At 46.7% G+C, this 11,606-nt stretch carries 12 protein-coding genes; 7 read left to right on the top strand and 5 right to left on the bottom strand.

Annotated elements, in window-relative coordinates; genetic code table 11:
• Positions 1 to 68: 68 nt before the first annotated feature.
• The 4 genes from ACV3PA_RS01310 (at position 69) to ACV3PA_RS01295 (ending at position 4,294) form a co-directional block, all read left to right on the top strand.
• Complete coding sequence (locus ACV3PA_RS01310) at positions 69 to 251, top strand: hypothetical protein (RefSeq protein WP_035399267.1); 183 nt, start codon at positions 69 to 71, stop codon at positions 249 to 251.
• Between the two features lie 69 nt (positions 252 to 320).
• Positions 321 to 1,268: a peptide-methionine (S)-S-oxide reductase MsrA gene (gene msrA, locus ACV3PA_RS01305; protein ID WP_456125463.1), complete on the top strand. Its 948-nt coding sequence runs from the start codon at positions 321 to 323 to the stop codon at positions 1,266 to 1,268.
• A 67-nt stretch (positions 1,269 to 1,335) separates the two neighbouring features.
• Complete coding sequence (locus ACV3PA_RS01300) at positions 1,336 to 2,631, top strand: DUF2252 domain-containing protein (RefSeq protein WP_456125462.1); 1,296 nt, start codon at positions 1,336 to 1,338, stop codon at positions 2,629 to 2,631.
• Between the two features lie 226 nt (positions 2,632 to 2,857).
• On the top strand, positions 2,858 to 4,294 hold the full coding sequence (locus ACV3PA_RS01295; protein ID WP_456125461.1) for a branched-chain amino acid transporter BcaP: 1,437 nt from the start codon (positions 2,858 to 2,860) through the stop codon (positions 4,292 to 4,294).
• A 48-nt stretch (positions 4,295 to 4,342) separates the two neighbouring features.
• Here the strand turns inward: ACV3PA_RS01295 and ACV3PA_RS01290 are convergent, their stop codons facing one another.
• Together ACV3PA_RS01290 and ACV3PA_RS01285 are read right to left on the bottom strand one after the other, a co-directional pair.
• On the bottom strand, positions 4,343 to 6,004 hold the full coding sequence (locus tag ACV3PA_RS01290) for a glycerol-3-phosphate dehydrogenase/oxidase (RefSeq protein WP_456125460.1): 1,662 nt from the start codon (positions 6,002 to 6,004) through the stop codon (positions 4,343 to 4,345).
• A gap of 33 nt (positions 6,005 to 6,037) precedes the next feature.
• Positions 6,038 to 7,006, bottom strand: a complete 969-nt coding sequence (locus tag ACV3PA_RS01285; protein WP_456125459.1) for a Gfo/Idh/MocA family oxidoreductase — start codon at positions 7,004 to 7,006, stop codon at positions 6,038 to 6,040.
• 57 nt (positions 7,007 to 7,063) lie between these two features.
• Between ACV3PA_RS01285 and ACV3PA_RS01280 the strand changes: the two genes are divergently transcribed.
• From ACV3PA_RS01280 to ACV3PA_RS01270, 3 genes are all read left to right on the top strand, one after another.
• The gene (locus ACV3PA_RS01280; protein WP_456125458.1) at positions 7,064 to 7,330 is read left to right on the top strand and encodes a DUF5327 family protein; all 267 of its coding nucleotides are present in this window, start codon (positions 7,064 to 7,066) and stop codon (positions 7,328 to 7,330) included.
• Between the two features lie 60 nt (positions 7,331 to 7,390).
• On the top strand, positions 7,391 to 8,041 hold the full coding sequence (locus ACV3PA_RS01275; RefSeq protein WP_456125457.1) for an SDR family NAD(P)-dependent oxidoreductase: 651 nt from the start codon (positions 7,391 to 7,393) through the stop codon (positions 8,039 to 8,041).
• A gap of 75 nt (positions 8,042 to 8,116) precedes the next feature.
• Positions 8,117 to 8,827 (top strand): thermonuclease family protein, encoded by a 711-nt coding sequence (locus tag ACV3PA_RS01270; RefSeq protein WP_456125456.1) that lies wholly within the window; start codon positions 8,117 to 8,119, stop codon positions 8,825 to 8,827.
• Positions 8,828 to 8,871: 44 nt separating this feature from the next.
• Here ACV3PA_RS01270 and ACV3PA_RS01265 read toward each other — a convergent pair whose 3' ends face one another.
• The 3 genes from ACV3PA_RS01265 to ACV3PA_RS01255 are packed head-to-tail and all read right to left on the bottom strand — an operon-like array spanning position 8,872 to position 11,533.
• Complete coding sequence (locus ACV3PA_RS01265) at positions 8,872 to 9,846, bottom strand: cation diffusion facilitator family transporter (protein WP_456125455.1); 975 nt, start codon at positions 9,844 to 9,846, stop codon at positions 8,872 to 8,874.
• 32 nt (positions 9,847 to 9,878) lie between these two features.
• Positions 9,879 to 10,664 carry a glucose 1-dehydrogenase gene (locus ACV3PA_RS01260; RefSeq protein WP_456125454.1) on the bottom strand — a complete coding sequence of 262 codons (786 nt, stop codon included), beginning with the start codon at positions 10,662 to 10,664 and terminating at the stop codon, positions 9,879 to 9,881.
• A 17-nt stretch (positions 10,665 to 10,681) separates the two neighbouring features.
• Positions 10,682 to 11,533, bottom strand: a complete 852-nt coding sequence (locus tag ACV3PA_RS01255; RefSeq protein ID WP_456125944.1) for a GRP family sugar transporter — start codon at positions 11,531 to 11,533, stop codon at positions 10,682 to 10,684.
• Positions 11,534 to 11,606 lie beyond the last annotated feature (73 nt).

The raw sequence follows: 11,606 nt of genomic DNA, 5'->3' as shown, positions 1-11,606 counted from the left end.
CTTCAAATGAAGGTGGCTTTTTAGATGTCGCTTCAAGTAAGATGAAAGAAAAACAGGAGGCGATCTTCGTGAATTACTGGTACCACTTTAAGCGTGCCTTCTTACCGATCGCGTTATTGCTTGTGACGCTTGCCTTGTATCAAATGATTTATCGTTTGAATAATATCTGGTATTCGCTTGGAGGACTTCTTCTTGTCTTTGCGGCGATCTACTTCGTCATGCGTCGCCTAAAAGCGAACCCGGAGGATTGAATGAGCAGGAAAGTCGAGTCCATTCTCTGAACGCGGTAAAATAGAAGCATACAGAGGAGGGGAAGATAGATGGCAAAAGCAATATTTGCAGGTGGTTGTTTCTGGTGCATGGTCAAGCCATTCCATAAATATGATGGTGTAGAGCAGGTCATTTCAGGATATACCGGTGGTCATACAGAGAACCCGACTTATAAAGAGGTCTGTTCGGAAACGACAGGTCACTTAGAGGCAGTCGAAGTGACGTACGATCCGTCCGTCATTACGTATGAAGAATTACTCGAGATTTTCTGGCGTCAAATCGATCCAACAGATGGTGGTGGTCAATTCAATGACCGTGGTGAATCGTACCAACCTGCAATCTTTTATGTCGATGAAGCGCAACGTGAAGCAGCTGAGCGTTCAAAAGCTGAACTTGACGCATCGGGACGTTTCTCACGTCCGGTCGCGGTAGAGATTCGTCCAGAAAAACCGTTCTGGCCAGCTGAAGAATATCACCAAGATTATTATAAAAAGAACCCGTTCCGTTACCAGATGTACAGTGTCGGCTCAGGTCGCGCAAAATTCATCAAAGAAGCATGGAAAGATCACGGGAAAGAGAAGGAACTAAAAGAGCGTCTGACACCGATTCAGTATAAAGTCACACAAGAGAACGGGACAGAGCCTGCTTTCCGTAATGAATACTGGGACGAAGAACGTCCTGGTCTGTATGTCGATATCGTGGACGGTACACCACTTTTCACATCGAAAGACAAATTCCAGTCGAACTGCGGTTGGCCGAGCTTCGCTAAACCAATCTCAGAAGATAAGATGGAAGTTGAACTCGATACAAGTCACGGAATGACACGGACGGAAGTTCGTTCTGCGAGTGCAGATAGTCACCTTGGTCACATCTTTGATGATGGCCCGACGGAACTTGGTGGTCTTCGCTATTGTATCAACTCAGCGGCATTACGATTTATTCCGCTCGAAGAGCTTGATTCGGCAGGATACGGGGAATATAAAAAACATTTCGAGTAACACGCAAGGAGCAGTCAAACGATTTCGTTTTGACTGCTCTTTTTTCAAATGGAGAGGAGAGAATCGAATGTTTCAGCCCGTGTACGAAGAGATTCGACAGATGACGATTGCGAAGGTTCTTGATTTTTATGATCACGAAATCCGTCAATTGGATGAGACAGCACGTCAGGAAAAGTACGACAAGATGAGTTTGAGTCCGTTTCGCTTTTTCCGAGGAAGTTCGCATCTTTTTTATTATGATGTCACTCGCATTCCACTCGGTTTTGATACACCGCAGGATAAACCAACCTGGATTCAAGGTGATCTTCACTTTGAGAACTTTGGTGTCCATGGAAATGCAAAAGGGGAAATCATTTACGACGTCAATGACTTTGATGAAGGATACTTAGGATCTTACCTGTACGATTTGATTCGAATGGCAGTCTCCGTTCGACTGTTTGCAGAAGAGGCGGGATACGATCCGACCCCTGCAATTCGCAATTATGTCCTGGAATACTTACACGATTTAAAAAAGTATGCTCTTGGAAAAGATCCAAGTGATGTCTGTTTTACACGGGATAATACGAAAGGACCAATCAAGAAGTTAATCAAAAAAGCAGAAAAGAAACGCGAGGAATTAATGGGAGAACGAACGGAACTAGTGGATGGCGTAAGACGATTTTGTACGCTCCCGGATATGGAAGCAATAGATGACGCGACACGATCGGCGATCGAGACTGCCTGGTCATCCTATATTGAGACGATTGACGTTGACGATCGTCGTGATGAGTCGTTTTATATGATCAAAGATATTGTCCGAAAGCTAGATAGTGGAACAGCGTCGATTGGTCTCGAGCGCTATTACATTCTGATTGAGGGGGAGGGAGGAGAAGAAGATTTGATTCTTGAGATGAAACAAGCACAAACTTCTGTTCCGTCATTATTTTTACCCGTTTATCGTCCAGAAGCTGAAACCGTTCATCAAGGACGAAGAATCATCACGTCTCAAAAAGCGATGCAGGCATATGAAGATCCATATCTTGGCTATCTAACGATTGGGCAAAAGGAATATTATGTACGGGAGCGCTCACCGTATAAGAAAAAACTAAAAGCTAAGCATATAAAAAGTCAGGAAGACCTTGAAAACGTCTTGTGCATTCAAGGTCAAATTACCGCCAAAGTCCATGCACGGGCGGATCAGGATGCCGGTATTAAAGAAAAAGTTTTAACGCATCATGCGGACGTCGAAATCATTCAGGCGATCGGTGTATCTGATACAGCTTTTTTGGAACAAATCGAACGCTGGTCAGAAGCCTATGTTGCACGAACAAAGCTGGATTATCAAGTGTTTTTGGAGTGGAAAAAGACGAGACAGACGATTTAAAAAGCGAATAAACTAAAGTATATTTTATCGGTGTGTAACAGATGTTACACATCGATATTTATTTATAGTTTTTTTGTTCTTTAACAGGTGAAAGCGCTAGTCAAAAAACAAATAGGTACAATGACCTATATCAATTTATCAGAAAACTTCGTAAATTTTTGATTAAGTTCTTGCGAACGACTCGCTTCGTAAGACAAATCACAAGAGAAATAGGGGGAAGTACATCATGAGTTTGACGCGGAAAAAAGATGTTTCCGCTATGATTGCTGCAAGTAAACGCAACAGTGGACTTGCTCGAAATCTTGGCGCAATGGATTTAACGTTTTTAGGAATTGGCGCCATCATCGGAACCGGAATCTTCGTCTTGACGGGAACAGGAGCTCTAACTGCAGGACCAGGACTTATCGTATCTTTCATTCTATCTGCCATCGCCTGTGGTCTAGCTGCTCTTGCTTACGCTGAATTTGCATCAACGATTCCGGTCAGTGGATCCGTCTATACGTACACGTATGCAACAATGGGGGAAATCTTCGCTTGGATCATCGGCTGGAACTTGATTCTAGAATATGGACTCGCCTCCAGTGCTGTTGCAGCCGGTTGGTCCGGATACTTCCAGTCTTTACTCGCAGGATTTAATATCCATGTGCCAACAGCACTTTCGGCAGCTCCGGGAGCAGTAGAAGGGGCGAAGACGTACTTTAACCTTCCAGCGTTCTTAATCCTCTTTGCCATTACGGCACTGTTGTCGATGGGAATCAAGGAAACGAAGCGTGTCAATAACATCATGGTTGTCATCAAATTAGCCGTCGTTGTTCTCTTCATCGTTGTAGGGGTCGGCTACGTTGAACCTACGAACTGGGCACCATTTACGCCATTTGGTTGGGGAGGCGTCTTCTCCGGTGCTGCGATCGTCTTCTTTGCTTATATTGGTTTTGATGCCGTCACATCGGCAGCAGAAGAAGTTCGCGATCCGCAAAAGAACTTGCCACGCGGTATCATTGGTTCGCTCGCTGTCTGTACGATTCTTTACGTCATCGTTGCAGCGATCATGACAGGTATCGTACCGTATCAAAAATTCGAAGGTATTGATCATCCAGTTTCACTTGCGATTCAAATGGCAGGTCAAAACTGGGTTGCTGGTTTCATCGATCTCGGTGCGATCCTTGGGATTACAACAGTTATTCTTGTTATGACATACGGAATGGTTCGTCTTGCGTTTGCTATCTCGCGTGACGGGATGTTCCCGAAAGTCTTCTCTGAAGTGCATCCGAAGTACCAAACGCCATTCAAGGCGACTTGGATGATCGGACTCGGTAGCTCACTCGTCGCTGGATTCGTTCCACTCGATGTCATCGCGAACCTCGTCAACATGGGAACACTCGCAGCGTTCGTCTTGATCTCTGTCGCTGTCTTGATTCTTCGTAAGACACAACCAGATCTCCCGCGTGCTTTCAAATGTCCGGGTATGCCGTATGTGCCAATCGCAGCAATTGCTTCGTGTCTTTTCTTAATGTTTAACTTGAAGCTCGAAACATGGATTGCTTTCGGAATTTGGCTCGCAATCGGTTTAGTTCTTTACTTTAGTTTTGCGCGTAAGAGTTCGAATTTGCATCCTGGAAACATGCCTGCAGCGGAACTCGCTGTTTCGAAAGAGGAAGAGTAACACACCAAAAGACCCGATCGCCTCAAAGCGACCGGGTCTTTTCTCGTATTATGAAAGTGGAACAGGTCCTTTGACGCGGACCGCATCGAATTCACGACGAATGCTTTCATTGGCTCTCGCTTCATCTTCTGCCGACCAGCCGAGTTCGCTACGCATCAAGGCGAGAACACCATCTGCGTACTGTTCAGCGTGAGGGAAATCAAAGAAGACGGCCGAGGCACGACGGTTCAAGAAGTCGCCGGGTTGCATGACGAGTTCAGCTTCTAATCCATATAAAAGGGCGCCGAACCAGTGTAACGGTAATTGATAACGAGCCGCCTCGTCGCCACGTGTCCGAATCAACTCGTAGACACGTTCGACGTTCGTACCGTAACGTTGGATGAGCCATGTCGCCTCATTCGGTGACAATCCGAGTGCTTCTCCTTTTGGTTGTTGTTCCTTCAAGTAACGGGCAAATCCTTTACTTCCTTGTGGATGACCACCACCAAGCAAGATATCGTGCGTACGCGAAGCGAGATAAATTCGATTTTCTTCTGTCTTGAATTGGTCTGCGACCATATCGATGATGCGTTCTGCCATCTTTCGGTAACCGGTCAACTTACCACCAGCGATTGACATCAGCCCTGATTTCGAGACAAAGATTTCGTCTTTTCGGGACAGTTCACTTGGGTCCTTTCCATCTTCATGAATGAGTGGACGCAGTCCAGACCACGTGGATTCGACGTGTTCAGGTCGTAACTCGACGTTAAACATTTGATTCGTCGCTTCTAGGATATAGTCCTGATCCTCGACGGTGACGCCAGGCTCAAGAATATCTCCTTTATAGTTTGTATCCGTTGTGCCAACATACGTTTTCCCTTCACGTGGAATCGCAAAAATCATCCGACCGTCTGGAACATCGAAGTAGACGGCTTGTTGTAATGGGAAATGTGATTGGTCGATGACGAGATGAATCCCTTTCGTCAGATGAAGTGATTTTCCAGCTTTTGAACCATCTTTTTCACGTAGCTCATCGACCCAAGGACCAGTTGCATTAATAATTTTCTTCGCCCGGATCGTATACGTTTTACCACTTAAGATGTCACGGACTTCCACACCGACGACTTTTCCATTGTGATAGACGAGCGATTCAGCCTTCGTATAGTTGACGGCACGTCCGCCGTAGCCGACGGCTGCTTTTAAAACTTCGACCGTCAGACGAGCGTCATCCGTTTTATATTCGACATAACGACCACCACCGACTAGGTGTTCCGAGCGCAACAGTGGTTCGTAACGTAAGGTTTCTTCTTTGCTGAGCATCGTCCGGCGTTCATGGCGTTTGACACCAGCCAGTTGGTCATAGACACGCAAACCGATTGATGTCGAGAAGCTACCGAATGTTCCCCCTTCGACGAGTGGGAGCATCATCCACTCCGGTGTCGTCACGTGTGGAGCGTTCTCATACACGATGGCACGTTCTTTTCCGACTTCGGCGACAAGTTTGATTTCGAATTGCTTCAGATAACGCAATCCACCATGGACGAGTTTCGTCGATCGGCTCGATGTCCCTTCGGCGAAGTCCTGCATCTCGATTAAGCCTGACCGCATGCCTCGGCTTTGCGCGTCAAGCAGAATACCTGCTCCCGTAATACCGCCCCCGATGACGAGGACGTCTAAAAGTTCTTGTCCCATCTCTTCTAACCATGCTGTCCGTTCCGTACTTGAAAACATCTTGTCTTCCCCCTGTTCGTTTGAAATGGATAGTTAGTCTACTTCTATCCATGTACCCACTTTTGCACTCTTTTGAGCACGATCAATGATTTTCATGACGAGTTCAGCCTGTTTCGGAGAGACGGGTGGTGTCGTCCGCTGACGGATGGCTGGAGAGAGGTCCGTGTAATAATCTCCAAAATGACCAGGAACAAACGGAAAGTCTTCAAGAGGACCGTTTGCTTCAGCCAATTGATACGTCGACCGTTTTGTGTCGACTTCATCGACGAAGTAGCTCGCCTTTGTCCCGTGCACCATCAGGGAAGGACCAACAGCCGGAACGATTGAACCGATATGGAGGATTGCACGCCGCGTACCGAACGCTAAAATCAGATGTGTGTAATCATCGACAAGCCCGCCTTGTCGTTGAATCGTCTGATCGCAAAAGACACGATCCGGGACTTCATTGAAAGCGACGAGTGCTTGGTCAATCAAATGCGATCCAAGGTCGTACAGTAGACCGGCACCAGGGATATCCTGTTCGCGCCAACGATCCTGTACGTCGGGACGATAGCGGTCATAATGCGCTTCGAACGTTTGAAGTATACCGAGTCGTCCAGATTCGAGTAAGCTCATTAATGTTCGGAAGTCTTTCGTGTACCGACGATTATGATAAACTGTCAGTAATCGATCGTGTGTACGTGCTAATTCTGTTAACGTTTGAGCTTCTTCGAGCGTGACGGTGAACGGTTTTTCAACCAGTACGTCACAGCCCGATAGAAGGGCGAGTCTTGCGAGTGGATAATGCAGCTCATTTGCCGTCGCGATGACGACTAAATCCACCTGCTCTGCTTCAAGCAATGCTTCAAGTGTCGGATAAACAGGGAGCGTCGCGTCGTAAGCGGCGACTGCTTCCGGACGACTCGACTGAACAGCCACTAACTGATAATCAGGTGCGTGCAAGTAAGGCGCATGCAGATGTTTGCCAGCAAGACCAAAACCAACTAAAGCGGTACGAATCATAGAAAACACATCCTTTTCAAGTTCATACCCTCAATCTACCATAAGGAGGAATACAAGATGATTACGGAACAACACATCATCGAAAAGATGCGCCAAGCGATGCAACGCATCGATCAAACAACAGGAGCCGCCCAGAAAGAACAGATTGCAGCGATGAAGGTGTACTGTGAACTATTACTCGAATCCGAATCGACACCGAGTTCAACGATATCGTTACCTACAGCAACGCCTCAAGGAACTCCAGCAGTCGATCCGATGCTAGCGCGTTTCATGGGTGTCGCGCAGGAGAAAGAAGAAAAAGGCACTTCATTGCTCGATTTTTGAATGAAATAACGCAATTCAGGGAATAACCATCACAGTTGAAACGAGAAGGGGAGATACGTCATGAAAACAGTAATCGTCATCGGAGCAGGACCAGGGAATGGATATGAGATCAGTAAACGATTCGGACAAGAAGGTTTTCAAGTCGTTTGTGCGGCACGAACACAAGAAACGCTCGCAGCCGTCATCACGGAACTAAAAGAAGCAGGCGTGGAAGCGGTTGGAGTGGAATGTGATGCTTCTCGAAAAGCCGATATCGCATCGCTCATCGAATGGACAGAGGAGCAGTACGGACAAGTTGATGTCTTAGTCTATAATGCTTCGATTTTACATCAAGCATCGGTGCTTGAAGTCTCGGCAGAACAGATTACGAAAGAGTTCGAAATCGATGTTCTTGGTGCACTGCATGCCGCACAACTCGTTGCTCCATCAATGCAGGAACGGAAAGACGGCGCGATCCTGATTACTGGAGGCGGTGCTGCGATGCAAGCGATCAAATCGCTACCAGGGCTTTCAATCGGGAAGGCAGGCGTTCGCCAAGTGACGCATATGCTCCATGATACGTTGAAGGAAGATGGCGTTTACGTCGGAACCGTCACGATCGCTGGAGAAGTGAAGCGTGGAACAGCGCTTGACCCGAAAAATGTAGCGGAAGCGTTCTATCAACTCTATACGAATCAAAATGAAGTCGAGACGGTTTTATCAGCAGACTAACGAATAACCAAGATAGCGTATGCGGGTTCGGGCTTTGACCGGATCCGTATTTTCATGGAAAGGAGCGAAACAAAAGTGAGACGATACGCCATGATGAGTCTACTTTTTCTATTCGTTCTCATCGGTTGTGCACCAGAAGAAACCGATGTGCTTGGCATCAAACAACCGGATGCCGAAAAGGTCACAAAGGCGACGGTCGAGCGCGTCATCGATGGGGATACGTTAAAAGTAAAGTTGGTGGATGGGAAAACGGAGGACGTTCGTCTACTCCTTGTCGATACACCAGAAACCGTCAAACCGGATACGCCGGTTCAACCGTATGGAACGGAAGCGTCAGCGTTTACGAAAGAGACCTTACCGAGCGGGACTGCGATTCGATTGGAGCGTGATCATTCCCGAACCGATCGATACGGACGAGTACTTGCTTACGTCTGGTATGGCGACAAAATGTTGAATCAAGAGTTACTTCGAAAAGGACTCGCACGTGTAGCGTTCGTCTATGAGCCGGATACACGTTATGTCGATATGTTTGAACAGATCGAACAAGAAGCCAAGCAGGCGAAGAAAAAGATTTGGGAGCACGATGGCTACGTCACGAATCGTGGCTTCAACGCTCAAGCTGTTAAAGAAACAGATTCATGTGCAATCAAAGGGAACATCAATCGGTCGGGTAAAAAAATCTACCATGTACCGGGTGGACAATCCTACAAAGAAGTGAAACCGGAGCAACAATTTTGTACGGAAAAAGAAGCGCAAGATGCCGGATTTGTCCGAGCCGCACGCTAATCAGCCCAGACAAAAAGCCATCGCGAGCGATGGCTTTTTGTCTGTTATACGGGTGGTGTTGGGGATTGATACTGCTGTACTTTATCATCTTCATCAAAAGAGATCGTGACATCGGTTACACCTTTAAGAATTCGAATTTGCAGTTCAAGCCGATCTTTGATGTCGTCCGCTTGGGCAATCGTTAAGTTGGGATCGACTTCAATCTCTGTTTCGACATGGAAGTGATCGCCTTCCTTAATGACCTCAAGCTTTTCAATATCACGAACCGCTTCATCACGTAATAGGATTTCACCGATTTTAGCAGTCAGTACTTCATCAATCTCACCGAGCGCACCGGCAGCGTTTTGAATAAAGACGTTATAGACGACGTAGAACATCATCAGACCAATCAAAATCGATGCAATGCCCTCTGCTTGATAAAACGATGTATAGTGCGAAATCAGAACAGCGATGATAGCGATGATACCACCGAGGGTCGCAACAAGGTCTTCCATGAAGACCAGACGTGTAGCTGGTTTTGCTTGTCCGAGATGAGCGAAGCTTTGACCAACAAGTGTTAGTCCGCTCGACTTAAGTCCCGTTTCATGAGCAATTTCTTTCATCGCTTTATAAAAGACCCCGACTTCGAGCACAACCCCGATTCCAAGTGCCGTCAAAATGATCCAAAGCCCAGTCGTCTCTTCGCCAGGACCATGTGCGATATGCAAGATGCCTTCGCGAATCGTTTCGTAAGCAAGTAGAGCTACAACGATGATCGCAGCAAGTAACACGAGGTTAACGAGGCGACCGAAACCATTCGGAAATCGTTTCGTAGGTGCTTTTTTACTCAGAGCAGAACCGATATAGACGAAGAACTGATTCGCCGCGTCACCGATCGTATGCATCATTTCAGCAAACATCGCAACGTTTCCGGTCAAGATATAGGCAACGAACTTGATGGCAGCAATGATCGTATTGACGATGGCAGCAGCAAGAGCTGACTTATTACCACGACGGATCAATGAGAAAAAAGTGGTCATGAGCGGTTCTCTCCTTGTCTACTCAAAATAGGTTAACCGCGGCCCGCTTGGAACGATGGATAAAGTGTCATTCCACCGTCTGCAAAGAGCGTGATACCTGTGACATAACTTGCTTCGTCAGACGCAAGCCATGCAGCAACGGCTGAAATCTCTTCTGGTTTCCCGATATTGCCCATTGGAATCATGCTCTCGACTTCTTTTCGTTGTTCTGGATCTTCGAATTTTTCAGCGTTGATTGGTGTATTGATTGCACCTGGTCCAATCGCATTGACACGAATACCTTTTGGCGCGTATTCCATTGCAAGTGTCTGCGTCATCAATTTAACGCCACCTTTACTTGCTGCGTAGTGAACGAACGTCGGCCATGGAATGATCTCATGAACGCTCGACATGTTGATGATGCTACCTTTGACATCATGTTCAACGAAATACTTCAGTGCTTCACGTGCCCCAAGGAATGCACCTGTTAAGTTGACATCGATGACTTTTTGCCAGTCTTCGAGTGACATTTCATGCGATGCTGACGGCATTTCGATTCCTGCGTTGTTAACGAAAACGTCCAATTGACCAAAGTGATCAACCGTCTCTTTTACAAGATTAATCATATCGTCTTCTTTTGAGACATCACCTTGAACGATGATGGCTTCGCCACCCTTTTCTTGAATCGATTCGGCAATTTTTTTGGCTTCTTCCGGATGACTACGATAGTTGATGACGACACGCATACCTTCTTCTGCATAACGGCGAACGATTGCTTCACCAATTCCCATTGATCCACCTGTTACGATTGCAACTTTTCCTTTTAAGCTCTCATACATGATGCTTCACTCCTTTATTATTGTTTCGTAAATCCAATCATGATTCCACCAGCGACAACTAAAATACAGCCGATGATGACGAATGTCATTTCTTTCTTTGTCTTTGATTCTTTCAGTAAAAGCACGCCGCCAATCGTTGAAATGACGACACCTGTTTGAGATAAGGAAAAGCTCGTTGCGACTCCGACTTTTGCCGTCGCAAATAGCAAAGCGACGTTCCCGACAGCCCACATGAGTCCGCCAATCGTATTGCCAGCTGTTTTTTTCGTGAAGAGATCTCCTTCTCGTAAAGAGAGAAGAATCGCACTCACGACCATCCCGACAGCTTGTGGTAAGACGGCTTCCCAACCGTTGATATCGAACCAACGGGCAATGACGACGTAGCCGACATATCCAACAGTCGAGATGAGGAGGAGCGTCAGTCCTTTTCCGATATTTTCATCTTGTTTACTCTTATCTTCTTTATAAGAAGTAAAGGCTGCTCCGGCAATGATCAATACAAGGGCACTGATTCCGAGAATCAACGCAGTTGTCGTTGACCACTCTCCAAAAGCGAGAACACCAAACAGCGATGTTCCGACGAGTTGCATCCCTGTTGAAATCGGCATCGTCTTCGAGACACCCATTTGACGGAATGCGGCAAACTGATTTTTTTGACCGAGCGCCCAGAAGGCACCAGAAAAGAATCCAGCGATCCAAGCGGTCGTCGACATCTCTGGGCTGACAAAAAAGAAGGTGACGATAGCGAAAAGCAACGCACCCAGAGTCGTACCAATAATTTGTTGCGCTGTCGAGCCTCCGATTTTTGAAACGACGAGCGGCAACGATCCCCACATCAATGCAGGAACGATGGCAATTAGAATATCAATCAAGTGTTTCACCTCTCCTTACTGTTATCTCTCTACTTGAAGCTGTACCCCGCAAAAGGATAGGAAAAACCTC

The organism is Exiguobacterium sp. EA-TM-5 (genome assembly GCF_053878415.1).
The sequence above is the reverse complement of the archived record's forward strand: the minus strand, read 5'-3'. Positions and strand labels throughout refer to the sequence as shown.

What these genes read in the sequence shown, in the direction of transcription:
- ACV3PA_RS01265 (WP_456125455.1), bottom strand. Translation starts at nt 9,846, where the DNA reads ATGACCACTTTTTTCTCATTGATCCGTCGTGGTAATAAGTCAGCTCTT.
- ACV3PA_RS01285 (WP_456125459.1), bottom strand. Translation starts at nt 7,006, where the DNA reads ATGATTCGTACCGCTTTAGTTGGTTTTGGTCTTGCTGGCAAACATCTG.
- msrA (WP_456125463.1), top strand. Translation starts at nt 321, where the DNA reads ATGGCAAAAGCAATATTTGCAGGTGGTTGTTTCTGGTGCATGGTCAAG.
- ACV3PA_RS01275 (WP_456125457.1), top strand. Translation starts at nt 7,391, where the DNA reads ATGAAAACAGTAATCGTCATCGGAGCAGGACCAGGGAATGGATATGAG.
- ACV3PA_RS01260 (WP_456125454.1), bottom strand. Translation starts at nt 10,664, where the DNA reads ATGTATGAGAGCTTAAAAGGAAAAGTTGCAATCGTAACAGGTGGATCA.
- ACV3PA_RS01300 (WP_456125462.1), top strand. Translation starts at nt 1,336, where the DNA reads ATGTTTCAGCCCGTGTACGAAGAGATTCGACAGATGACGATTGCGAAG.
- ACV3PA_RS01290 (WP_456125460.1), bottom strand. Translation starts at nt 6,004, where the DNA reads ATGTTTTCAAGTACGGAACGGACAGCATGGTTAGAAGAGATGGGACAA.
- ACV3PA_RS01280 (WP_456125458.1), top strand. Translation starts at nt 7,064, where the DNA reads ATGATTACGGAACAACACATCATCGAAAAGATGCGCCAAGCGATGCAA.
- ACV3PA_RS01295 (WP_456125461.1), top strand. Translation starts at nt 2,858, where the DNA reads ATGAGTTTGACGCGGAAAAAAGATGTTTCCGCTATGATTGCTGCAAGT.